This is a genomic window from Pseudomonas sp. zfem003 (assembly GCF_032621675.1).
Lineage (GTDB): Bacteria > Pseudomonadota > Gammaproteobacteria > Pseudomonadales > Pseudomonadaceae > Metapseudomonas > Metapseudomonas otitidis.
Genome location: NZ_JAVYJG010000016.1, coordinates 1 through 23735 on the forward strand (window position 1 = coordinate 1; position 23735 = coordinate 23735).

The 23735-nt window shown below is 66.0% G+C and carries 22 protein-coding genes and 1 pseudogene; 13 read left to right on the forward strand and 10 right to left on the reverse strand.

What is annotated here, in order from left to right:
- Positions 1–128 (forward strand): annotated as a pseudogene (locus RTK35_RS29560) (IS110 family transposase); the annotation flags it as partial.
- 344 nt (positions 129–472) lie between these two features.
- Positions 473–973 (forward strand): BRO family protein, encoded by a 501-nt coding sequence (locus RTK35_RS29565; RefSeq protein ID WP_044407080.1) that lies wholly within the window; start codon positions 473–475, stop codon positions 971–973.
- Positions 974–1361: 388 nt separating this feature from the next.
- On the opposite strand, the gene RTK35_RS29570 is transcribed toward RTK35_RS29565, so the two are convergent.
- From RTK35_RS29570 to RTK35_RS29595, 6 genes are all read right to left on the reverse strand, one after another.
- The gene (locus RTK35_RS29570) at positions 1362–1952 is read right to left on the reverse strand and encodes a hypothetical protein (RefSeq protein ID WP_316909641.1); all 591 of its coding nucleotides are present in this window, start codon (positions 1950–1952) and stop codon (positions 1362–1364) included.
- Between the two features lie 52 nt (positions 1953–2004).
- Positions 2005–2400 (reverse strand): GFA family protein, encoded by a 396-nt coding sequence (locus RTK35_RS29575; RefSeq protein ID WP_316909642.1) that lies wholly within the window; start codon positions 2398–2400, stop codon positions 2005–2007.
- Positions 2401–2551: 151 nt separating this feature from the next.
- Positions 2552–2926 carry a cupin domain-containing protein gene (locus tag RTK35_RS29580; protein ID WP_074967896.1) on the reverse strand — a complete coding sequence of 125 codons (375 nt, stop codon included), beginning with the start codon at positions 2924–2926 and terminating at the stop codon, positions 2552–2554.
- A gap of 199 nt (positions 2927–3125) precedes the next feature.
- Positions 3126–4169, reverse strand: a complete 1044-nt coding sequence (locus RTK35_RS29585; protein ID WP_236213740.1) for a hypothetical protein — start codon at positions 4167–4169, stop codon at positions 3126–3128.
- Positions 4170–4312: 143 nt separating this feature from the next.
- Positions 4313–5443 (reverse strand): M14-type cytosolic carboxypeptidase, encoded by a 1131-nt coding sequence (locus RTK35_RS29590; protein ID WP_316909643.1) that lies wholly within the window; start codon positions 5441–5443, stop codon positions 4313–4315.
- Between the two features lie 98 nt (positions 5444–5541).
- Entirely contained in the window at positions 5542–6195 is a 654-nt protein-coding gene (locus RTK35_RS29595) for a YceH family protein (RefSeq protein ID WP_044403674.1), read from the reverse strand.
- Positions 6196–6629: 434 nt separating this feature from the next.
- On the opposite strand from RTK35_RS29595, the gene RTK35_RS29600 reads away from it, so the two are divergent.
- Entirely contained in the window at positions 6630–7277 is a 648-nt protein-coding gene (locus tag RTK35_RS29600; RefSeq protein WP_316909644.1) for a hypothetical protein, read from the forward strand.
- 216 nt (positions 7278–7493) lie between these two features.
- Here RTK35_RS29600 and RTK35_RS29605 read toward each other — a convergent pair whose 3' ends face one another.
- From RTK35_RS29605 to RTK35_RS29615, 3 genes are read right to left on the reverse strand one after another with little or no spacing between them, the layout of a single operon-like run.
- Complete coding sequence (locus RTK35_RS29605; RefSeq protein WP_044405802.1) at positions 7494–8618, reverse strand: ABC transporter permease; 1125 nt, start codon at positions 8616–8618, stop codon at positions 7494–7496.
- A 1-nt stretch (position 8619) separates the two neighbouring features.
- Positions 8620–11346, reverse strand: a complete 2727-nt coding sequence (gene rbbA, locus RTK35_RS29610; RefSeq protein WP_316909645.1) for a ribosome-associated ATPase/putative transporter RbbA — start codon at positions 11344–11346, stop codon at positions 8620–8622.
- Positions 11346–12416 carry an HlyD family secretion protein gene (locus RTK35_RS29615; RefSeq protein WP_107329192.1) on the reverse strand — a complete coding sequence of 357 codons (1071 nt, stop codon included), beginning with the start codon at positions 12414–12416 and terminating at the stop codon, positions 11346–11348. Before RTK35_RS29615 ends, rbbA begins: the two co-directional genes overlap by 1 nt.
- Positions 12417–12597: 181 nt before the next feature.
- Here RTK35_RS29615 and RTK35_RS29620 point away from each other — a divergent pair, with 181 nt between their 5' ends.
- The 5 genes from RTK35_RS29620 to RTK35_RS29640 all read left to right on the forward strand — a co-directional run bounded on the left by RTK35_RS29620 (position 12598) and on the right by RTK35_RS29640 (position 16907).
- Positions 12598–12774: a hypothetical protein gene (locus RTK35_RS29620; protein WP_164707328.1), complete on the forward strand. Its 177-nt coding sequence runs from the start codon at positions 12598–12600 to the stop codon at positions 12772–12774.
- Positions 12775–12917: 143 nt separating this feature from the next.
- Positions 12918–13499, forward strand: coding sequence for a murein L,D-transpeptidase catalytic domain-containing protein (locus tag RTK35_RS29625; protein ID WP_253124723.1), 582 nt, complete (start codon positions 12918–12920; stop codon positions 13497–13499).
- Positions 13500–13604: 105 nt separating this feature from the next.
- A complete protein-coding gene (locus RTK35_RS29630) occupies positions 13605–15614 on the forward strand; it encodes a PhoX family phosphatase (protein ID WP_316909646.1) in 2010 nt (669 codons plus the stop codon).
- 104 nt (positions 15615–15718) lie between these two features.
- Complete coding sequence (locus tag RTK35_RS29635; protein ID WP_316909647.1) at positions 15719–16219, forward strand: DUF4442 domain-containing protein; 501 nt, start codon at positions 15719–15721, stop codon at positions 16217–16219.
- A gap of 34 nt (positions 16220–16253) precedes the next feature.
- A complete protein-coding gene (locus RTK35_RS29640) occupies positions 16254–16907 on the forward strand; it encodes a hypothetical protein (RefSeq protein WP_316909648.1) in 654 nt (217 codons plus the stop codon).
- A gap of 33 nt (positions 16908–16940) precedes the next feature.
- On the opposite strand, the gene RTK35_RS29645 is transcribed toward RTK35_RS29640, so the two are convergent.
- Positions 16941–18335 (reverse strand): pectin acetylesterase-family hydrolase, encoded by a 1395-nt coding sequence (locus tag RTK35_RS29645; RefSeq protein WP_316909649.1) that lies wholly within the window; start codon positions 18333–18335, stop codon positions 16941–16943.
- 565 nt (positions 18336–18900) lie between these two features.
- Between RTK35_RS29645 and RTK35_RS29650 the strand changes: the two genes are divergently transcribed.
- The 5 genes from RTK35_RS29650 to nuoF all read left to right on the forward strand — a co-directional run bounded on the left by RTK35_RS29650 (position 18901) and on the right by nuoF (position 23682).
- Positions 18901–19314 carry an NADH-quinone oxidoreductase subunit A gene (locus tag RTK35_RS29650; protein WP_044405810.1) on the forward strand — a complete coding sequence of 138 codons (414 nt, stop codon included), beginning with the start codon at positions 18901–18903 and terminating at the stop codon, positions 19312–19314.
- Between the two features lie 10 nt (positions 19315–19324).
- Positions 19325–20002 carry a NuoB/complex I 20 kDa subunit family protein gene (locus RTK35_RS29655; protein WP_044405811.1) on the forward strand — a complete coding sequence of 226 codons (678 nt, stop codon included), beginning with the start codon at positions 19325–19327 and terminating at the stop codon, positions 20000–20002.
- Between the two features lie 62 nt (positions 20003–20064).
- A complete protein-coding gene (nuoC, locus tag RTK35_RS29660; protein WP_044405812.1) occupies positions 20065–21846 on the forward strand; it encodes an NADH-quinone oxidoreductase subunit C/D in 1782 nt (593 codons plus the stop codon).
- 1 nt (position 21847) lies between these two features.
- Positions 21848–22339 carry an NADH-quinone oxidoreductase subunit NuoE gene (gene nuoE, locus RTK35_RS29665; protein ID WP_044405814.1) on the forward strand — a complete coding sequence of 164 codons (492 nt, stop codon included), beginning with the start codon at positions 21848–21850 and terminating at the stop codon, positions 22337–22339.
- The gene (nuoF, locus tag RTK35_RS29670; RefSeq protein WP_044405816.1) at positions 22336–23682 is read left to right on the forward strand and encodes an NADH-quinone oxidoreductase subunit NuoF; all 1347 of its coding nucleotides are present in this window, start codon (positions 22336–22338) and stop codon (positions 23680–23682) included. Before nuoE ends, nuoF begins: the two co-directional genes overlap by 4 nt.
- Positions 23683–23735: the final 53 nt, after the last annotated feature.

Below are 23735 nucleotides of genomic sequence, written 5' to 3' on the forward strand. Positions count from 1 at the left end.
GGCTAAGAGAGCGGGGCAAGACCGGCAAGCAGATCGTCTGCGCCGCCATGCGCAAGCTGCTGAACATCGCCTATGGCGTCCTGAAATCGGGCCAGCCGTTTGACGCAAAACTAGCCCTTGCTCACTAGCAATCAAGACGGTATCTACACGCCCCCTTGAATCCTCTGCGTGCTTGCCCTCCCCGCCCCACCTCCCTATCCTTCGCCGGTCGCGGTAAATCCCGCGGCCGGGTTTGACAGCCTGTTGTCTGGGCGCGATTGCGCCACTGGTGCATACGAAAAACGGCGTACGTTTTTTGTAGGCCCATGCACGTATGCAACTTTTACAGTTGCGCCGCTTTATGGCAGATCGCGCGGGGAGACCCTTGCGGTCTGCCGGTTCCTGGACCCGGTCTGTCAACCCCGCGCGGTCTGCCACCTTTCGATTGACAGCGAACAGTGGCAGCTCCTAACCCGTCCAGAGGAGCTTCACCATGCAAGACGCATATACCCCCGTTGTTTTTCTGCGCTACGCCTACCAACTCCGCGCCGTGATGGTCGACAACCGCCCCTGGTTCGTCGCCGAGGATTTCGCGCGGCTGATCGGTGCGCTGCGCCCCTATCGCCTGCCCCAGCGGGTGGACCCGCACCACCGGAGGGCGCTGTTCCTGCTGCACCAGTCCGGCGCCCGCGAGGAGGTGGAGGTGATCAGTGATGCCGGGGCCTACCAGGCGCTGTACCGCTTCCACCACCCGGAGCACCGGGCCATCAGCCAGTGGCTGAGCGAGCAAGTGGTGCCGACGCTGCACGACCGCCACCGGGATGCAGAGGCGGCGCCCCGCCGGGCCTACATGTGCTGGGCCAACCAGCCGATCAACGTGCTGAGCTGGCAGGGGGATGTCTGGATCAACCGGCAGGACCTGCCGGTCTTCCTCGCCAGCCTCGACGAACCGGCATTGCGCACCGACGCCAGTTGGCGGCAAGCGCCCTGGTAAATCGCTGACAGACGGGCCCTTCGGGGCCCGTTTTCGTTTGGGGTGGTGGGATGAGTGCGGGCGGTTGCGGGGTGACGCGGGTGGGCGGGGCGTAGGGGGGACCGCGCTTTATCGGTCCACCGTTTGGTGTGAGCTAGGCATGGCGGCGGGACGGTCGGCGCGGCTTGGGGTTGATGCGGTTCGCTGAGCTCACCGCATCCTACGGGTGCCAGGCCGTTTGGGTTGTGGGGCGTTGGTGCGTGCAGGTTCGCTCCCGGGCTGAAGCCCGGGCTACGAGCGCATCGCGAATGGGTTCGCTGCCACTAGGTGAGCGAGGTGTTTCAGCCGAAGTGCATGTCGACCAGTTGCATGGCCGGAGCAGGCCTGTCGGAGTGGATATTGCAGAGCTTCACATTTCCGAATCCGAAGCGCGTATGGCACTGGACGTACCACCTCCAGACACCCCCACGAATGCACCCACGAAGGTGTATTCGAGGTAATCCTGCTTGTATTGGTTGTTCTCCGCATCCCAATCCAGCGACAGCCTGGAGTCGAAACCCACCTCGATGGAACTGTCCAGTTTGACGACCGATGCAGCGCGCTTTGCGAATAGGCCGTTGCCATTCTTCAGATCAGCTGCGACATGAGCGACCTGTTGTGCGCCAACCGCGATGTAGCACCCTGTGAGCATCGAAGTGAAGACGAAGTCGGCCCTTCGCTCAGCGATGCTGGTGACCGCAACAGCACCAGGGGCGTAGTCCACCCAATACCCTCTCAAAGGTGCTTCAGCCCCCGACTGGGGCTCAGTACCTTGCTTTAGATGACGCACCAGTTCGACACCTGAACTGCCAGCGCGGATATCAAATTCGGCCACCTTGTGTTCATCAAGCCGCAACAGAAACATGTCCGTACCCCACTCACCCTTGGTACCGATCTGCAGGGGGTAGCGCAGCAGGAAGCCGAGCACGTCATCCCGAAATTCCTTGTTGTATCTCTGCATGGGCTGGAAATCCTTCGCAGTATGTGGGTGGGGTGAGCCTTGCCTTTGAGCCTCAGGTGTCGCTAGCCGACAGGTGCCACCAGGCTGGCCGGCGGTCGACGAAGGCGTGAGCGGTCGGTGCAAGCGCGGGGTGGTGGTTGTCGTCGAGGCTGCCGAGCAGCAGGCCGAGGGTGTCGCCGTGGTCCAGGGCGCCGAGGGTGCTGCCGCAGTGCCGGCAGAACGCGCGGGAAGACTGGGCAGAGGAGCGGTAGCGGGCGGGCTCGCCGTCGGGGCCGGTCCAGGTGATGGCGGCCTTGGGCAGTTCCATCCAGCACAGGGTGACGCTGCCGGAATGACGCTGACAGGTGAGGCAGGAGCAGGTGTGCACGCTTACATCGTGCTCGGGAAGGCGCGCGCTGAAACGGATGGCCCCGCAGAGGCAGCCGCCGGTGAAGGTGAGGTCGCCCATGCCGGGCCTCCTTGCCGCGTGGAATTGGGCTTGGAGTGTAGGCGTGCCGCTTCGCTTCGGTAAGGCCCCTCCTCGGCCGGTATTGGGGCGTTTGCGCGCGCTGGGTGGTGGGGGTAGCCCGGGCTTCAGCCCGGGACGGGCTGGCAGGCGGTCAGATCCAGACGTCGTTCTGGGCGGTGCGTTCGCCGCCTTCTTCGCCGGTGTTGATTACGCCACGGGGCTCGATGAGCAGCATCTTCACTTCGCGTTCGGCATAGGGCTTGTGTTCGACGCCCTTGGGCACGACGTACAGCTCGCCGGGGCCGAGCAGGACGGCGCCGTCGCGGAGGTCGATGCGCAACTGGCCTTCGATCACCAGGAAGGCTTCGTCGGTGTCGGCGTGGGAATGCCAGATGAAGTCGCCTTCGATGCGCACGACCTTGAACTGGTAGTCGTTCATTTCGGCGATGACTTTCGGGGTCCACTGTTCGCTGAACAGGGAGAGCTTGTGCTGCAGGTTGATGCTCGGGTGGGTCGGCTGGTGCACGACGCGGCTCCTGGCTGATGGGTGAACTGCGAGGGTAGCGAGGGCCGCTGCGATGCGCTTGTACGATCCTGCGGCTTTCTCGGCGGCGTGCTACTCGGTCACCCGTGCGCTTTCGGAGCGGCTATGGGGCAACCAGGCCCCTCGCCCGCCTGGAGCCCGCGAGCGACTACAGGGGCCGCTCGCGTTGCGCCCGCCGTGCCTACGGGGTGAGCGACAGCGGTACACCCCAGATGGGGTCCTGCTTGCCCTGCTGGCGCAGCGGGGTGATCTGCAGGGGCTGGATCCGCGACAGCAGTGCCTGGTGCCTGTCACTGAGGATGCGCTGGGCGATGAGGGAGGTGGTGAAGTCCATGGGCGCGGGCCAGGTGTAGACGGTGAGGTTCTCCAGCGGGCATTCGACCTTTTCCGGGGCGGTGGCCCGGCATTTGGACGCCTGGTATCGATAGCCCGGGGTGCGCAGGTGCATGCGTGGGGCCAGCAGCAGTTGACCGCCCTGGACGGTGAAGCTGGCGAGGGCCTTGTCGGCTGGCAGGCGCGACTGGACCTTGATGGAGGGGACGTCGCGGGAGTCGGTCTGCTGGTAGTAGCCGGCCCCCGAGCGCTGGGTGGTCTCGCTGTATTGCTGTTCGCCCCAGGCGACACAGGCGCCCGAGGCCATGTGCACGGCGGTGCAGACGGCCTGGCTCCTGGTTTCGGTGCCGTAGGTGGCGTCCTTCCATACGTCTTCGCGGTAGTACTCGCGGTACAGCTCGGTGGACAGGTACGCGGTGCCGTTGGGGCCGCTGCCGGAGCCGGGTGGGCCGCTGCGGGCGCCGATTTCGTCGAGCACGCCACGGATCTGGTAGTCGTCGCCGCCGGTGAGCAGGTACTTGCCGGGCGGCAGGATGTGCACTTCGAAGGCCTTGAACAGGTAGGTGGCGTTGCGATCCCGCTGCAGTTCGTTGGTCTGGAACCTGCGGCCGAAGGTGATCGTCGGGTCCTGCTCGTTCTGCCAGATCACCGTGGGCGTCCATTGGATCATGTCCAACCCGTCGTTCAGGGTCTTGTGGGGGTTCACGTCGGCCACCAGCACCACGGCCTTGTTGGCCTTGAGGGCGGCGTCGATCTCGTCCAGCAGTTGCGCGTAGCGCGGGTCGTCCATGGTGCCGGGGCTGCCGACGTAGGGCTCGGGCACGCAGCCGGAAAGGGACAGGGCGAGCAGCACGGCGGCCGGCAGGGCGGAGAGCAGGCGAGGCAGTCTCATGCATCGTTCCTTGATGGGGGTGGACCGGGCATGTTGCGTCGACCGGGGGCGGGGCGAAATAGTGCAGATGAGCTAGCGCGGGGCTGAACGCGGCGGGGCTCCGCCTGGTACGCCCTCCCCGGTTGCCGGGGAGGGCCTTGGGGTCAGCGCAGGCCGTGGACCATGGCGGCGGCGACGCTGAGCACGTCCTGGCCGAGCTTCATGGAACGCTTGCCGTTCCAGCCGGTTTCCGGGGCGGGGTTGTCGTCGTGGTCCTTGAAGGGCATTTCGATGGTGAAGGACAGGCAGTCGAACTCCAGGCCGACGGCGTTGCAGGCCAGGGTGATGTTGGCCTGGCCCGGCTCGTCGCGGGGGTAACCGTAGCGGGTCTGGAACTCGGCGCCCATGTCGACGAGGCGGCGGCGGAACTCTTCTTCCAGGGCGGCGAGGCGCGGGGTGTAGCCGGGGTTGCCCTCGCAGCCGGCGGTGAAGACGTGGGGGATTTCCTCGTCGCCGTGGATGTCGAGGAACAGGTCGACGCCGATGCGGCGCATCTGCTGCTGGACGAAGTGGACTTCGGGGGTCTCCGCTTCGCTGGCCGATTGCCAGGCGCGGTTGAGGTCCTTGCCGGCGGCGTTGGTGCGCAGGTGGCCACGGTAGGCGCCGTCGGGGTTCATGTTGGGGACGAGGTAGAGGTCGGCGGCGTCGAGCAGGCGCTCCAGCTCCGGGTCCTGGCGCTGCTTGAGGCGCTCGATGATGCCTTCCATGAACCATTCGGCCATGTGCTCGCCGGGGTGCTGCTGGGCGATGATCCAGACGCGGCGCTGGGCCTGGGGATTGCGGCTGACCTTGAGCAGGGGGATGCCGCGCCCTTCGAGGCTCTTGCCGGTGGCGACGATCTCGGCGCCGGCCGCTTCGACGGCCTGGCGGATGAGGGCGTCGTGGCGCGCGCGGCTGTAGGGCTCGAAATAGGCGAACCAGATGTGCGACTGGGTGGGCTCCAGGCCGAAGTGCAGGCCGTTCTCGTCGAAGCGGCTGGGCACGCGGAACCAGTTGACCTGGTCATAGGAGGCGGCGGCGTTGTAGCCGGTCCAGGCGTGGGCGTAGGCGGACTGGCCGGCGTTGACCAGGCTGAAGTCGTGGCGGCTGCCGGGGGTCATGCCGTCGACCTTGAAGTGGAACCACTGGAAGTGGTGGCTGCGCAGGTCGGGGCGCATGGCGAGAAGGACGTGGCGGGGGTTGCTGGCGTCCTTGACTTCGATGTTGCCGCTGTCGAAATCGGCGCTGATCTTCATGGCTACCTCGGGCTTTGTCAGGGGTGCGCGCAAGAATGGCAGGTCGCCCGGTGCGGGCATATGCACCAGGCGACAAAGGCTTGCGTGATGGGGACGGATCAGTGGCCTTCGAGCCGGGCGAGGCGCTCTTCCAGTTCGGCGATGCGGGCTTCCAGCTGCTCGACGCGGCTCTCCAGGCCGGCGCGGGATTCGCTGCGCTCGGGGGCGTCCTGCCGGGTGGCGAGCAGCGCTTCGAGGTCGGCCGCTTCGCCCAGCAGGTGCATGAAGCGCTCCTCACGCTGGCCGCTCTGGCGCGGCAGTACGGTGGCCAGGCCACGGGCGGCGAGGCGGTCGAGGTGGTGGCGGACCTGGTCCAGGTCGTCGAACTCGTGCATGCGGCCGCTGCGGGTGAGCAGTTCGCCGAGGGTCTGCGGGCCGCGCAGCAGCAACAGGCCGAGCAGGATGAGCTGCGGCTGGACCAGCTCCAGGGTCTTGTCGGCGCGCTGCTCCCAGCGGTCGGCGCGGCTGCCCATCACCAGGCGGGCCAGGCCACGCCCTTCGAGGGTGCGCATGCCCTGCCCCACCTGACCGGCGGTGAGGTTCATCACCGGTTCGCGGCTGGTCTTCTGGTTGCTGGCCAGCACCAGGGCGTTGAGGGTCAGCGGGTAGGACTCGGGGGTGGTGGCCTGCTTCTCGATCAGGCTGCCGAGCAGGCGGACTTCGACGGCGCTCAGGGGCTCGTGGGTGAAGGGCGTTTCGATCTCGCTGGACATGGGGCCATCCATTGGTAGGAAAAGGCCCATAGCCTAGCAGGACGCCCGGCGGCTGCCTGCATGCGCGCAGCGCTCTGGCCCGGCCCGGCCAGCCTCCCCGTCGCTACCCGCTGGATGCCGCGTGCTTGCGGGCGGCGCCAGACGTTCAATGATCCGAACATGAGCCTGCTATCGATGGCGTTTTTCAGGATATTTCTGGCCATTTAATCGAATTATTCGATTGTTATGATTTCACGCAAGAGTGTTTTACATAAGGTTTCAGGCGCTCTTAAAGAGCCGAAAAATACACATAACTAACTGTTTTTATTGAATAAATTAAGCACTATCAATGAAATCGATGGTCACCATTGACCATCTCCACTTTTTTATCGATTTTATTTCTATAACATTGCCCTCGTGTTCACTTTCAACCCCACTTCCACGAGGAACCCATCATGAAAATGCGCATCCTTGCCAGCCTGTTCGCCGTCAGCCTGACCGCTACCGCCAGTGCCTTCGCCCTGCCCCAAGAAACCCAGCAGGACTCGCTCCTGACCGCCGGTGCCGAACGTGCCGTGAACCCGCCGGTTGCCGAGAACGGCTCCGACCGCACCCTGGGCTTCCGCGTGGCCGAAGACGGCTCCGACCGCACTCCCGGCATCCGCGTTGCCGAAGATGGCTCCGACCGCACCCCCGGCATCCGCGTTGCCGAAGACGGTTCCGACCGCACCCCTGGCATCCGCGTTGCTGAAGACGGCTCCGACCGCACCCCCGGCATCCGCGTCGCCGAAGACGGCTCCGACCGCACCCCCGGCATCCGCGTTGCCGAAGACGGCTCCGACCGCACCCCCGGCATCCGCGTTGCCGAAGAYGGCTCCGACCGCACCCCCGGCATCCGCGTTGCCGAAGATGGCTCCGACCGCACCCCCGGCATCCGCGTTGCCGAAGACGGTTCCGACCGCACCCCTGGCATCCGCGTTGCTGAAGACGGCTCCGACCGCACCCCCGGCATCCGCGTTGCCGAAGACGGCTCCGACCGCACCCCTGGCATCCGCGTCGCTGAAGACGGCTCCGACCGCACCCCCGGTTTCCGTGTTGCCTGAAGCCACACGGACCGGAGCGCATCCCGCCTGAGTCAATGCTGTCGCGAGGCCAGATCGATGCCTGAAACATCCCACGCTTGAAGGCGCCCTGACCGGCGCCTTCGGCGTTTTTAAGGACTAGTGCTTTCCGCCGGAGCTATGTTGGCTGCCGGCATTGAAGCCCCTTATCACGCATGCCTACAGAGAATGCTCGGCCAATTGAGGCCTCAACCTGCATCAGGCCATCTGCGTGATGGTGGCGCGGAAGCGCCGCAGGGCGGCGAGGAAGAAGGCGCTGCCGATGGCGAGGATGGCGAGGAACTGCGGCCAGACGATGTCGAGGCCGGCGCCGCGATAGAGAATGCCCTGGGCCAGGGCGACGAAGTGGGTGGTGGGGGCGATCAGCATCACGTGCTGCACCAGCTCCGGCATGCTCTCGCGCGGGGTGGTGGCACCGGAGAGGATCTGCAGCGGCATCAGCACCAGGATGGTGAGCAACCCGAGCTGCGGCATGGAGCGGGCGACGGTGCCGAGGAAGATCCCCATGGAAGTAGTGGCGAACAGGTGCAGCGCGGCCCCTACCAGGAACAGCGACAGCGAGCCGCTGATGGGCACGGCCAGCCAGCCGCGTACCACGAACACCAGGCTCAGCGCGGTGGCTACCAGCACCACCAGCCCCATGGACCAGACCTTGGCCAGCATGATTTCGAAGGCGGTGAGCGGCATCACCAGCAGGTGCTCGACGGTGCCGTGTTCGCGCTCGCGGATCAGCGCGGCGCCGGTGAGGATGATGGAGAGCATGGTGATCTGGTTGATCACCTCCATCACCCCGCCGAACCAGGCCTGGGTGAGGTTGGGGTTGAACAGGGTGCGCATCTCCAGTTCCACCGGCATGGCCTGCTGGCCCCGGTGCCGGGCGACGAATTCGTTGACCTCGGTGGAGATGATGTTCTGCACGTAGCCGGCGCCGCTGAAGGCCTGGCCGATCTGCGTGGCGTCGACGTTGAGCTGCACCACCGGGTTGCGCCCGGCGAGCACGTCGCGCTGGAAGTCCGGCGGGATGTCGAGGGTGAAGGTGTAGCGGCCGGTGTCCATGCCACGGTCCATGCCGGCCTGGTCGATCAGCTCGGGCGTGCGGAAGTACGGCGGCTGGAAGGCATTGACCAAGCGGTTGGAGAGCTGCGAGCGGTCCTCGTCGACCACGGCGATGGGCGCGTGGTGGAGGGTTTCCGGCAGGCCGGTGGCGGAGCTGTAGACGCCCATGCTGAAGGCCCAGAGGATCAGCGCCAGCATCGCGTAGTCACGCTGCAGACTGCGGAACTCCTTGAGCCCCAGTTGCAGGATGTTGCTCAGGCTGCCCATGTCAGACCTCCTGCTTCTTCAGCGACAGGACGCTGAGGCCAAGCAGCACGGGGATGGTGATCAGCAGGGGCACGAAGTAGCCGGCCAGGTCGCTGAACCCCAGGGCCTTGGAAAACACCCCGCGGCTGATGATGAGGAAGTGGGTGGCCGGATAGGCCTGCCCGACCAGGGCGGCCGCCCCCTCCAGGGACGACACCGGGTGGATCAGCCCGGAGAACTGGATCGCCGGGACCATGGTGGCGATGGCCACGCCGAACACGGCGGCGATCTGGCTGCGCATGAAGGTGGACAGCAGCAGGCCGAGCCCGGTGGCGGTGATGACGTAGCACAGCGCGGCCAGCACCAGGGTGACGAAGCTGCCCTTGAGGGACACCCCGAACACCACCACGGCCAGGGCCACCATGAGCAGGAAGTTGATCATGCCCATGGCGACGTAGGGCAGCTGCTTGCCAAGGAGGAACTCCAGGCGGGTGACCGGCGTGACGTAGAGGTTGGTGATGGAACCCAGCTCCTTCTCGCGCACCACGCCGAGGGCGGTGAGCATGGCCGGGATCATGATCAGCAGCAGCGGGATCACCGCCGGCACCATGGCTTCCAGGCTCTCCACGTCGGGGTTGTAGCGGTAGCGCACTTCGGTGGTGACTGCCGTGGTGTAGCCGCCGGAGGGCGAGCGCCGCGCCAGCTCGGCGAGGTACTCCAGGTGCAGGCCCTGGACGTAGCCCTTGACGGTGTTGGCGCGGGTGGGCATGGCACCGTCGATCCACACGCCGACGGTGGGCCGGGCGCCGCGCTTGAGGTCGCGGCCGAAACCCGGCGGGATCTCCACCGCCAGGCTCAGCTCGCCACTGCGCATGCGCCGGTCCAGTTCGGCGTAGTCGTGGATCGGTGCGCGCTCGATGAAATAGCGCGAGCCGGCCAGGTTGAGGGCATAGGCCTCGCTGGTGGTGGTCTGGTCACGGTCGAGCACGGCATAGGAGAGGTCTTCGACATCCATGCTGATGCCGTAGCCGATGATGAACATCAGCAGCACGGTGCCCAGCAGCGCGAGGGTCAGGCGGATCGGGTCGCGGCGCAGCTCCATGCTTTCGCGCCGGGCGTAGCTGAACAGGCGGGCGAAGCTGAAGCCACGGTCCTTGCTCGCGCCCTCCCCGCCCTTTGCCAGCACCGGTGCGGCCTGGGGCGGCTGGCCGCTGATGCCGGCGGCCTCTTCGAGGTAGGCGATGAAGGTGGCTTCGAGGGTGGGCAGGTTGCGTTTGGCCATGAGGCCGGCGGGGGTGTCGCTGTCCAGCACGCGCCCGGCGTGCATGAGGGAGATGCGGTCGCAGCGCTCGGCTTCGTTCATGAAGTGGGTGGAGATGAAGATGGTGACGCCGTCGTTGCGCGAGAGGTCGATCATCAGCTCCCAGAAGCCGTCGCGGGCCACCGGGTCCACGCCGGAGGTGGGTTCGTCGAGGATCAGCAGCTCGGGGCCGTGGATCACCGCCACGGCCAGCGACAGGCGCTGGCGGATGCCCAGTGGCAGGCCTTCGGGCAGCTCGTCCTGCACGCCGTCGAGGTCGAAGCGCTGGAGCATTTCGTCCACCCGCGGGCCGATGCGCTCGGGCGGGAGGTGGAACAGCCGGGCGTGCAGTTCGAGGTTCTGCCGCACCGTCAGTTCGCCGTAGAGGGAGAAGGCCTGGGACATGTAGCCGACCCGCCGGCGGGTGGCCAGGTCGCTGGCGTCGACATCCTGCCCGAACAGGGCGCAGCGCCCTTCGCTGGCCGGCAGCAGGCCGGTGAGCATCTTCATGGTGGTGGACTTGCCGCAGCCGTTGGAGCCGAGGAAGCCGAAGATCTCGCCGCGCTCGATGCGGAAGCTCACGCGGTCCACGGCGACGAAATCACCGAAGCGGCAGGTGAGCCCTTCGGCTTCGATGGCGATCTCGCCGTTGCCGCGCTCGCGGGGCGGGATGCTCAGGCGGTGGTGGCCGCTGCGCTTCTCTTCGGGCAGCAGGGCGATGAAGGCTTCTTCGAGGGTGTCGCAGCCGGTGCGCTGGCGGATCTCGGCCGGGGTGCCGGTGGCGAGTACCCGGCCGGCGTCCATGGCCACCAGGCTGTCGAAGCGGTCCGCCTCTTCCATGTAGGCGGTGGCCACCAGCACGCTCATGCCTTCGCGGCCCTGGCGGATGCGCCCGATCAGTTCCCAGAACTGGTTGCGCGACAGCGGGTCGACGCCGGTGGTGGGCTCGTCGAGGATCAGCAGGTCGGGGTCGTGGATCAGCGCGCAGCACAGGCCGAGCTTCTGCTTCATGCCACCGGAGAGCTTGCCGGCGGGCCGTTCGCGGAAGGGGTCGAGCCCGGTGCTGCGCAGCAGGTCGTCGATGCGCCGTTCGCGTTCGGCGCGGTCATGGCCGAACAGGCGTCCGAAGAAGTCGACGTTCTCGAACACGGTGAGCGTCGGGTAGAGGTTCTTGCCCAGCCCCTGGGGCATGTAGGCGACCCGCTGGCAGATGGCGCGGCGGTGGCGGGCCGAGCGCATGTCGCCGTCGAGCACGCGGATGCTGCCGTCCTGCATGCGCCGGGCGCCGGAGAGCAGCGCCAGGAGGCTGGACTTGCCGACGCCGTCGGGGCCGATCAGCCCGACCATGCAGTTGGCGGGGATGGCCAGGTCGACATCGTTCAGGGCGAAGGTGTCGCCGTAGCGCAGCGAGACCCCGCTCAGCTGCGCCACGTGGCTGACGGCCTCCATCAGGGCACCTTGATTTCGAGGTGCTCGGGCCAGGTGGCCGCTTCATCCAGCTTGAGGTAGGCCATGCCGGGTACGCCGGTCTTCACGGCAGTGATGTGCTGCTTGAGCAGCGCCGGGTCGATGCGGGCCTTGACGCGGAACACCAGCTTTTCGCGCTCGCTGGCGGTTTCCACCGTCTTGGGAGTGAACTGGGCGACGCTGGCGACGTAGGAGACCTTGGCGGGGATGACGTACTGCGGCACGGCGTCGATCACCAGCCGCGCTTCGGAGCCGAGGGTGACGCGGCCGGCCTGGGGCGCGGGGAGGAAGAAGGTCATGTAGACGTCGCCCAGGTCCACCAGGTTGAGCAGCTTGCCACCGGCCCCCAGCACTTCGCCGGGCTGGGCGACGCGGTACTGCACGCGGCCGTCGCGCGGGGCCTTGAGCAGGCTGTCCTCGATGTCGGCCGCCAGGCGGGTGACGGAGGCGCGTGCGGCTTCGATGGCGGATTCGGCCTCGATCACCTGGGAACGGGCGGCTTCGATGCCGGCCTTGGCCGAGACCACCTGGGAGCGCGAGGCGGCCAGGGCGGCCTGGGCGCTCTGCATCACGGCGCGGTCATCGTCCAGTTGCTGTTGGGGCAAGGCATTGCGCTTGACCAGGGCCTCGGTACGGGTGAAGCGCTTGCTGGCGGCGGTCAGCTCGGCCTCGCGCTGGCCGACCACGGCTTCGGCGGTGGCCTGCTCGCTCTGCCGCTGGGCCACCAGGGCCTGAGCGGTGAGGCGGGCGTTCTCGGTCTGGCGCACCTGGGCTTCGGCCTGGGCGAGCTGGGCCTGGAGCACCTGGGTGTCCATGCGCGCGACCACCTGGCCGGTCTTCACGAAGTCGCCCTCGTCCACGAGGATTTCGGCCACGCGGCCGGCCAGCTTGGTGGCCACGTCCACTTCGGTGGCCTCGATGCGGCCATTGCCGCTGGCGAAGCCCTCTCCCAGGCCGACCGGGCGCAGCACCCACCAGGCGCCGGCGCCGAGCGCGGCGACCACGAGCGCGGTGACGATCCAGCCTCGAACCTGTTTGCTTGGCTGCTTCATTTTTCAGTCCATTTCCTTGTGATGGTGGGGATCATCCGATAACTCCACGGAAATCACCTTGATACAGGTCAGGGTGCCTCCGTCGAGGATGAGGGCGCTTCCAGCGACTTGCGATATGATGGCGCCCGGCCTGATCGGCCAGACTTTCCAGTGACCGGCGCCAAGGCGCCATGGACCTTGTATGAACGACACCCTTCAAGACACCGACGCCCCGGCCGCCCCCGAGACCAGCACCGAGGCGACCGAGAAAAAGCCGAAGCAGAACCTGCCCTGGTACCAGACCCTGAAAGGCCACGACCGTGGCCAGCGCCCCGGCATGCCGCCGCGCGGCTCGCGCCGCTCCATGGGCAAGCGCTGACACTCCGTGCCCCACCGGCGACCCCTTGCGGGTCGCCAGGATGCGGCCTTCGATCCCTGACTGGCCGCGTCGATACCTGTCCCTCATCTTGCGTCCTCCGTGACTCCGGGGTTTAGTGGCGGCTGCTCCAACGAGACCACCCCATGCGCCGATCCCTCGCCGTCCTCCTGCTGTTGCTCTCGCCTGTTGCCGCCCTGGCCGACGACTTGCGCCAGTGGGTGCCGGCGCGCGAACTGCCTGGAATCCTAGAGCGGCTTCGCCGCGATCACCACCCGCACTTCGCCGTCGTCGATTACGGCCAGCGCTCCAGCGAGCCACGCTTCCTGCTGTTCGAGCGGCGCAGCCACGCGCTGCTGGGGCGGTTTCGCGTGGCCCACGGGCGCGGCTCGGACGCGGACCACGATGGCTACGCGGAGCGTTTTTCCGATCGTCCAGGCAGCCTGGCGTCTTCACTCGGGGTGTTCCGCACGGCCGAGGTGTTCCAGAGCGAGGCCCCGGGCCACGGCCTCTCCATGCGCCTGGAGGGGCTGAGCCGCAGCAACCGCAATGCTATGGCGCGGGCCATCGTGGTGCATGCGCGGGACTACATGGAGCGCGACTTCATCGAGGCCCACGGTGTGGCGGGACGCAGCAATGGCTGCCTGGTGCTGGCCAGCGCCGACCGTGACCGGGTGATCCGCCAGTTGCAGGGCGGTGCGCTGATCTTCGCCATCGGTCCGCGCTGACGATTCTGCGTACCGGCTCACGCTGCTGGATGGCGCTGTCATTTTCCGGTCGCTTTTGGGCTTTAGCGTCAGGTCTCCGTCGATTCGCCCGTATGGAGACATGCCTTGAACCACGAAAACAACGACACCGCCGTGCTGTTCGGCAACGGCGACGAGCTGCCCAGCAACGGCTCGGACAACCTGCACATCAATGACCTGATCGCCGGCCTTAAGCGCCGTGAGGTGCTGGCCGGTGGCGCCACCCTGGGCGCCCTCGCCTTCCTTGGCGTGAGCCTGCCCGGCCAGGCCCAGGCCACCGAGATCGAGGCCGAGGCACGCGGCCTGGGCTTCCCCTTCCGCCCGCGCAAGCGCCTGGGCTTCGAGGGCATTCCCACCGGCCGCGCCGACACCGTGACGGTGCCGCCGGGCTACAAGGCCACCGCGTTCATTCCCTGGGGTACGCCCATCACCGGCCGCTACCCGGCCTTCGCCGATGACGCCAGCAACAGCGCCCAGGACCAGGCCGAGCAGACCGGCATGCACCACGACGGCATGCACTTCTTCCCCATCGATGCCCGCCACGGCTTCGGGATACGTTCGGACCACGGCCTGCTGGTGCTGAACCACGAGTACATCGACGCGCCGCTGCTGCACCCGAACGGCCCGACCGTGGTGAACGGCAAGCGCACCAGCGCCGAGGAGGTCCGCAAGGAGATCAACGCCCATGGCGTGTCGGTGGTGGAGATCCGCCGTGACGTGCGCGGCGAGTGGAATGTAGTGCCCAGCCCGCGCAACCGCCGCATCACCGCGGCGACGCCGATGCGCATCAGCGGCCCGGCACGCGGCCACGCGCTGATGCAGACCCGCTACAGCCCGGACGGCACCCAGTCGCGCGGCACCCAGAACAACTGCTCCAACGGTTTCACCCCCTGGGGCACCTACCTGACCTGCGAGGAGAACTGGGCCGGCTACTTCGCCACCCGCGACGCCGACCTGCCCCGCGAACTGAAGCGCTATGGCCTGCGCAACACCAGCCGCTTCGGCTGGGAAACGCTGGCGGGCGATGAGTTCGAGCGCTTCGACGCGACCCGCAAGGCCGCCGATGCCAAGGGCGACTACCGCAACGAGCCGAACCAGTTCGGCTGGATCGTGGAGATCGACCCGTTCGACCCCACCTCCACGCCAATCAAGCGCACGGCCCTGGGCCGCTTCGCCCACGAAGGCCTGATCTTCGCGCCGGTGAAGCCAGGGCGCCGGGTGGTCTGCTACTCCGGCGACGATTCGCAGAACGAGTACATCTACAAGTACGTCAGCCGCGACACCTTCCGCCCGGGCAAGCGCAACCATCGCCTGCTGGACGACGGCACGCTCTACGTGGCGCGCTTCAACGCCGATGGCAGCGGCCAGTGGCTGGCCCTGGACATCAACGACCCGGCCTTCCAGCAGGCCTGCCAGAAGGCCGGCGTGACCTTCGCCGACCAGGGCGATGTGCTGGTGAACACCCGCCTGGCTGCCGACACCGTGGGCGCGACCAAGATGGACCGCCCGGAATGGGGCGCGGTGAACCCGGACAACGGCGAGGTGTACTTCACCCTGACCAACAACACCGCGCGCACCACGCCGGACGCACCCAACCCGCGCCCGAACAATGCCTACGGTCACATCATCCGCTGGCGCGAGCAGAGCCGTGACTACGCGGGCGCACGCTTCAACTGGAACCTGTTCCTGCTGGCCGGCCCGCAGAGCGACAGCCGTGGCCCGAACGGCCAGCCGCTAGACGCCGGCACCATCCTCGCCAGCCCGGACGGGCTGTGGTTCGACGAGGACAGCCGCCTGTGGATCCAGACCGACATGAGCGGCAGCCAGCTGGCGTCCGGCCCGTTCGGCAACAACCAGATGCTGGTGGCGGACCCGCGCACCGGGGAGATGAAGCGCTTCCTGGTGGGACCGCTGGGCGCGGAGATCACCGGGATCACGGCGACGCCGGACTTCCGCACGCTGTTCGTCAACATCCAGCACCCGGGCGAGGGCTCGACCCCGACCAACCTGACCAGCACCTGGCCGGACGGCCCGGGCCGCCGGCCGCGCTCGGCGACGGTGGTGATCACCCGGGAAGACCGTCGGCGCATCCTCTGACCCCTCCGCCACTGGCCGAACTGCCAGGGCACTCCGACCGGCCAGCAATGGCCGGTCCCTTTTGACACTGGGAGACTGGCGGCTCACTCACCACGAGCCTCGCCATGCCGACCAACCGCCTCGCCAAAGCCACCAGGCTGATCACCCGCCTCCCTGCTGCACTGCACACACCCTTGCTGAGCCTGCTGATCGGCAGCCAGGTGAAGTTCGCCGGCACCGGGCGCATCCGCGTCCACCACCTGGGCCGCGACCGGGCGGTGATGAGCCTGGCCAATCGCAAGCGCGTGCAGAACCACATCGGCGGGGTGCACGCCGCTGCCATGGCGCTGCTGGCGGAGTCGGCGACGGGCATCCTGGTGGGCATGAGCGTGCCGGACACCCGCATTCCGCTGATCCGCACCCTGCACGTGGACTACCTGCGGCGGGCAAGTGGCGGCCTCAGGGCCGAGGCGCGGCTTTCACCCGAGCAATTGCGCCAGATCGAAGACGAGGAAAAGGGCGAGGTGACCGTGGAGGTGCGCGTGACCGACGAGAGCGGTGCCGAGCCGATCCGCTGCCAGATGGTCTGGGCCTGGGTGCCGCGTAGGAAGGATCGCGTCGACTAAGCTTCCCGGCATTTCACACCATGCAGGAGGCACGATGCCCAACAAGACACTGCTGCTGAGCGCCATCGCGCTCGCGATTACGACGGCCAGCGCCACCCTCTATTGGCGCCTGCAAGCGGATACCGAAGCAGTCGGCCCCGTTGCAGCGGCACCAACCGCCAGCGCCCCCGCAACAGCCCGCTCCGAACAGCCTGGCGAGCAACCACCGAAAGCAGAGACAGAGACCAAGCCAGCCGTGGATCCGGCACTGGTGGATGCCTACTCCAAACGCTTGGCGTTCGACAGCGAGTACCGGGGCTTCTTCGACAAGGCCTCCCAGTTGCCAGAGGCGGAACGGGAGGCGGAAGCCGAGCGGTTGCGCAAGGGGCTGGAGGAGCGCGAGGCGCGAGGCGAGCTGGCGGCGAGCGAATCGCTGATGCTGCAGATTGCGCTGATCCAGGCGACCGAGAGCGATCCGGAGGAGCAGAAGAGCCGTGCAAACGCCCTGCTCCGCCGCTACCAGGAGGCCAGCGAGGCCCGCGAGAAAGCACTGGCGCAGCAGCCTTCACCGCAGTTCAAGCGCTACAAGCAGGATGAGAAACGCATCGTCGAGGAAGTGATGGCGTTGGAGGCAATACCGGATGGCCTGTCTCGCAACGAGTACCTGCGCCAACGGCTGCAGGAAGCCCGGGAGCAGGCCTATCAGTGAGGTGACCGGGGCGCGCAAGGCGCCCCGGCAGGTTCAGAGCAGTTTGTTGATGGCGTCGTAGATCGGGTTGTTGGGCTTGGCTCGGTCCGCCGAATCGCTGAGCTCGGAGGCGTCCAGCACCGGACCTTGGCCATTCAGCACGTTGTCGATGAAGTGGCTGAGCTCCAGACCCTGCTCCTGGATATCGCCGTTGGCGAAGTCGACGATGGTGGTGCAGTGGCTCTCGTTAAGAGCCCGGTACTGCGGGAAATAGCCCCCGAAGTTCGGCAGGTTGGCCAGGGTGTCGCGCAGGCGCGCGGTGTCCACCTGCCACTTGGCCTTGATCAGCGCCTCCTTGGCGGCCTTGTCCGGAGCATTGGCGATTTCCGGGTAGAACCGCTCATAGGAATAGGACGAGTAGTTCAGGTCCTGCCAGAAGTGCGTGTGACCCAGGCGGTCCCCTGGGAAGTTGGCTGCCAGGGCCGGGTAGAGGCTGCCCAGGTTGGAGAGACTCACGCCCGGCAGGCGCGACTGCAGGAACTGCAGCGGCCCCTGGTCAAGCCCCCAGGCGCTGCGGATGAGGTTCTGCAGCGGCAGCGAGGGGTAGGTCTGGCTGTCGCCGCCCACTGCAGCGCTGAAGACCGGCCCGGAGTCGTCGATCAGGAAGCCGCGATCCGGCGCGAGGTCCTGGCGAAGCACCGAGTGACTGATCAGGCTGCCCGCACCGCCGGCACTGCAGCCGGTGGACAGCATCTGGCCGGGACGCTCCAGGTTGTCCTTCAGCCAGCCGAGCACTGCCCGACCGTTGCGCAAGCCGTTGTGGTGCCAGACCAGGGGAGGCTTCTTCCCGCTCGGATCGTCATAGACCGCCACCTTGTCGCCGGCATACAGGTCACCGGTGCAATAGGGGATGTAGACGATGTTCCAACCCTGGGTCTTAACCCGGGAGTAAGGATGAAGGCGCACGACGAAGGGGCTGACCAGGCTGGCCTGGGGGTTCATCAGCTTCATGTAGTCATCCGGAATGCCATTGGGGTTGCGCGCGCCGCGGATGCCGGCCTGGCCGGAACAGCTGGCGTAGTCCCAGCAGGCGCCGCCGCCTTCCATGTAGATCAGGGTGTTACTGGTGTTCGGCATCCGGTTGACGAAGAACTTGTAGGGTGAGCCGTCACCGCATACCGCCCCGGTCTCCGGTGCGAGCTGGACGGTTTGCCAGGCGAAGTAGGCCGTCGGCGTGAAGCCGGACTTGAAACCGGCCGGGTTGGCCAGCATCGGGTAGGGGCCAACGCGCTGCTCGGCCCGCACGGGGTTATCAGCCTTGGGCGGAGAGGTCAGGTTGAGAAGTGTTTTCCAGGCACCGTAGTCACCGAGTTCGGCGTGGGCTTGGAAGGTTGGCAACAGGCAGGACAACAAGATGATGCTGCAGCGCAGGCGCGTAGCGAGCCTCATGGGCAGTTCCCTCTTTTCTTGATGTTTTGGTAGGACCACCAAGCCCGGAAAGGCCGAGGACATGGGGGTCCGATTGACCCCCTGAGTACCGCCGGGAAACAGGGGAAACGCTCTGAAAAAGCGCAGCTGGTACGCTAGTACAGCATTCAGGGTGCCTCAATAAGCCGCTGCCAGAATTATTCGGGATAGAAACCGCTACCTTTGTAGTAGTTGGCGCTAATGCACCGGTAACTTTTAGTCGCCTCTGTAGGATTAATTAGGTAGTGATTAAATATTCTCCAGTCAAACGAGAATGAATATCAACTACAGACCATCTAACTTGCCGCTGCGGCATAGCGACGCAATCCGACCAAGGCCTAACAAAAAACTGAAACCCGCGACCCATCTGGCTTTCATAGCAGTACAAGGTCCTTTTACTGCCCTCGGAGTTAATTTTTCGACCTGAAAAATTTACTTGTTCCCCCTTACGGGCATAAAATTGTTCGAATAGATTGCCGGGTGCTTCTGCTCCGGCATAACCCTAATAACACGAGTGAACGCCGTTCCTTGTAGAAGGAGTTCGGGCATGTCGGAAGCCACTGCCATCCTGTCCCATAACTGGGGTTTCGCTGTTTTCCTGCTGGGCGTCTTCGGCCTGATCGCATTCATGCTCGGCGTCTCAGCCCTCCTCGGTAGCCGCGCCTTCGGCCGCGCCAAGAACGACCCCTTCGAATCCGGGATGCTCCCCACCGGCAGCGCCCGCCTCCGCCTCTCCGCCAAGTTCTATCTGGTCGCGATGCTCTTCGTGATCTTCGACGTCGAAGCCCTCTTTCTCTTCGCATGGGCCGTATCTGTTCGCGAAAGCGGATGGGCCGGGCTCATCGAGGCCACCATTTTCATAGCAATTCTGTTGGCAGGTCTTGCCTATCTCTGGCGCATCGGAGCCCTCGACTGGGCCCCCGAAGGTCGTCGTAATCGGCAGGCGAAGCTAAAACAATGAGGCTTTGGCAATGCAATACAAACTTACTCGGATCGATCCGACTGCTCCCAACGAGCAGTACCCGATCGGCGAGCGGGAGGTCGTCACTGACCCTCTGCTAGAAGATCAGGTCCACAAGAACATCTTCATGGGCAAGCTCGAGGATGTTCTGAGCAACGCGGTCAACTGGGGCCGCAAGAACTCCCTGTGGCCGTACAACTTCGGTCTGTCGTGCTGCTACGTGGAGATGACCACCGCCTTCACCGCGCCCCACGACATCGCCCGCTTCGGTGCCGAAGTCATTCGTGCATCACCCCGCCAGGCTGACTTCATGGTCATCGCCGGCACCTGCTTCATCAAGATGGCGCCGATCATCCAGCGCCTCTACGAGCAGATGCTGGAGCCCAAGTGGGTGATCTCGATGGGCTCGTGCGCCAATTCCGGTGGCATGTACGACATCTACTCGGTGGTCCAGGGTGTGGACAAATTCCTCCCCGTGGACGTGTACATCCCTGGCTGCCCTCCCCGCCCGGAGGCATTCCTGCAAGGCCTCATGCTGCTGCAGGAATCCATCGGCCAGGAGCGCCGCCCGCTTTCCTGGGTCGTCGGCGACCAAGGCATCTACCGTGCCGAAATGCCGTCGCAGAAGGAACAGCGCCGCGAACAGCGTATTCAGGTCACCAACCTGCGCAGCCCCGACGAAGTCTGATACGGGTCTTTCCACGAGAAGGCCCGTTTCACTCTGTACGTTGACCGAAAGCGACCGAGACCATGACTGCAGACACCGTTCTGTCTATTCCGCCTTACAAGGCTGACGACCAAGATGTCGTCGTTGAGCTGAACTCCCGCTTCGGCGCCGAGAGCTTCACCATCCAGGCAACCCGCACCGGCATGCCGGTGATCTGGGTCCCCCGCGAAAAACTTGTCGAAGTACTGACCTTCCTGCGCAACGCCCCCCGCCCCTTCGTCATGCTGTACGACCTGCATGGCGTCGACGAGCGTCTGCGCACCCAGCGCCGCGGCCTGCCGGGCGCCGACTTCACGGTGTTCTACCACCTGATCTCGCTGGAACGTAATAGTGACGTGATGATCAAGGTCGCCTTGTCCGAGGGCGACCTCAACCTGCCCAGCGTCACCCGGATCTGGCCCAACGCCAACTGGTACGAACGCGAGGTCTGGGACCTCTACGGCATCACCTTCACCGGGCACCCGCACCTGACCCGCATCATGATGCCGCCGACCTGGCAGGGTCACCCGCTGCGCAAGGACTACCCGGCGCGCGCCACCGAATTCGACCCCTTCAGCCTCACGCTGGCCAAACAGCAGCTCGAGGAAGAAGCCGCCCGTTTCAACCCCGAGGACTGGGGCATGAAGCGCCAAGGCGAGAACGAGGACTACATGTTCCTCAACCTCGGCCCCAACCACCCCTCCGCCCACGGTGCCTTCCGCATCGTGCTGCAGCTGGACGGTGAAGAGATCGTCGACTGCGTCCCGGACATCGGCTACCACCACCGTGGCGCCGAGAAGATGGCCGAGCGCCAGTCCTGGCACAGCTTCATCCCCTACACCGACCGCATCGACTACCTCGGCGGGGTGATGAACAACCTGCCGTACGTACTGGCCGTCGAGAAGCTCGCCGGCATTCAGGTACCGCAGAAGGTCGACACCATCCGCATCATGCTGGCGGAGTTCTTCCGCATCACCAGCCACCTGCTGTTCCTGGGCACCTACATCCAGGACGTGGGCGCCATGACCCCGGTGTTCTTCACCTTCACCGACCGCCAACGCGCCTACAAGGTCATCGAAGCCATCACCGGCTTCCGCCTGCACCCGGCCTGGTACCGCATCGGCGGTGTCGCCCATGACCTGCCGCGCGGCTGGGACAAGCTGGTCAAGGAATTCGTCGACTGGCTGCCCAAGCGCCTGGACGAGTACACCAAGGCCGCGCTGCAGAACAGCATCCTCAAAGGCCGCACCATCGGCGTTGCGCAGTACAACACCAAGGAAGCCCTGGAATGGGGCACCACCGGTGCCGGCCTGCGTGCCACCGGCTGTGACTTCGACCTGCGCAAGGCCCGCCCCTACTCCGGCTACGAGAACTTCGAGTTCGAAGTCCCGCTGGCCCACAACGGCGACGCCTACGACCGCTGCATGGTCCGCGTGGAAGAGATGCGCCAGAGCATCCGCATCATCGACCAGTGCCTGAAGAACATGCCGGAAGGCCCGTACAAGGCCGACCACCCGCTGACCACGCCGCCACCGAAAGAGCGCACGCTGCAGCACATCGAAACCCTGATCACCCACTTCCTGCAGGTTTCCTGGGGCCCGGTCATGCCGGCCAACGAAGCCTTCCAGATGATCGAGGCGACCAAGGGCATCAACAGCTACTACCTGACGAGCGATGGCAGCACCATGAGCTACCGCACCCGGATCCGGACGCCCAGCTTCGCCCACCTGCAGCAGATCCCCTCGGTGATCCGCGGCAGCATGGTGGCCGACCTGATCGCCTACCTGGGCAGTATCGACTTCGTTATGGCTGACGTGGACCGCTGACATGAGCATTATCCAGACCGACCGTTTCGTCCTCAGCGAAACCGAACGCTCGGCCATCGAGCACGAGATGCACCACTACGAGGACCCGCGCGCGGCGTCCATCGAAGCCCTCAAGATCGTCCAGAAGGAGCGCGGCTGGGTGCCGGACGGCGCTGCCGACGCCATCGGCGAGATCCTCGGCATCCCTGCCAGCGACGTCGAAGGCGTTGCCACCTTCTACAGCCAGATCTTCCGCCAGCCGGTCGGCCGCCACGTGATCCGTGTGTGCGACAGCATGACCTGCTTCATCGGTGGCCATGAATCCGTGCTGGGCCGTATCCAGGAACAGCTCGGCATCGGCCTTGGCCAGACCACCGCCGACAACCGCTTCACCCTGCTGCCGGTGTGCTGCCTCGGCAACTGCGACAAGGCACCGGCCCTGATGATCGATGACGACACCTACGGCAACGTCAGCGCCGATGGCGTCTCGCAACTGCTGGAGGCCTATCAATGAAGACCCTCACCTCCATCGGTCCGTCGAACCGCATCCAGCGCAGCGCGGAAACCCATCCGCTGACCTGGCGCCTGCGTGACGACGCCCAGCCCGTCTGGCTGGAGGAGTACCAGCAGAAGAACGGCTATGCCGCCGCGCGCAAGGCACTGGGCGAGATGGCCCAGGCCGACATCGTCCAGCAGGTCAAGGACTCCGGCCTCAAGGGCCGTGGCGGCGCAGGCTTCCCCACCGGCGTGAAGTGGGGCCTGATGCCCGCCGACGAATCCATGAACATCCGCTACCTGCTGTGCAACGCGGATGAAATGGAGCCCAACACCTGGAAGGACCGCCTGCTGATGGAGCAACTGCCCCACCTGCTGGTGGAAGGCATGCTGATCAGCGCCCGCGCGCTCAAGGCCTACCGTGGCTACATCTTCCTGCGTGGCGAGTACGTCGACGCGGCGCGCAACCTCAACCGCGCCATCGACGAAGCCAAGGCCGCCGGCCTGCTGGGCAAGAACATCCTCGGGTCGGGCTTCGACTTCGAGCTGTTCGTCCACACGGGCGCCGGCCGCTACATCTGCGGTGAAGAAACCGCGCTGATCAACTCCCTCGAAGGGCGCCGCGCCAACCCGCGTGCCAAGCCGCCCTTCCCCGCCGCCGTCGGCGTCTGGGGCAAGCCCACCTGCGTCAACAACGTCGAGACCCTGTGCAACGTCCCGGCGATCGTTGCCAACGGCGTGGACTGGTACAAATCCCTCGCCCGCCCGGGCAGCGAAGACATGGGCACCAAGCTCATGGGCTTCTCCGGCAAGGTGAAGAACCCCGGCCTCTGGGAGCTGCCCTTCGGCGTCAGCGCCCGCGAGCTGTTCGAGGACTACGCTGGCGGCATGCGCGACGGCTTCAAGCTGAAAGCCTGGCAGCCCGGCGGCGCCGGCACCGGTTTCCTGCTGCCCGAGCACCTGGATGCCTCCATGTACGCCGCCGGCATCGCCAAGGTCGGCACCCGCATGGGCACTGGCCTGGCACTCGCCGTGGACGACAGCATCAACATGGTCTCGCTGCTGCGCAACATGGAAGAGTTCTTCGCCCGCGAGTCCTGCGGCTGGTGCACCCCTTGCCGGGATGGCCTGCCCTGGAGCGTCAAGGTCCTGCGCGCCCTCGAGCGTGGCGAAGGACAGGCCGGCGACCTCGAGACCCTCGAGGGCCTGGTGAACTTCCTCGGCCCAGGCAAGACCTTCTGCGCCCACGCACCGGGTGCCGTCGAGCCGCTGGGTAGCGCACTGAAGTATTTCCGACCGGAGTTCGAGGCAGGCATTGCCCGCAACGCACCGGCGAACCGACCCGAAGTGGTCGGCGCATAAGAGCCAGTTCCGACGGTTGGCGGCCGCCACAAGCGGCCCCGATCGCAACCAGA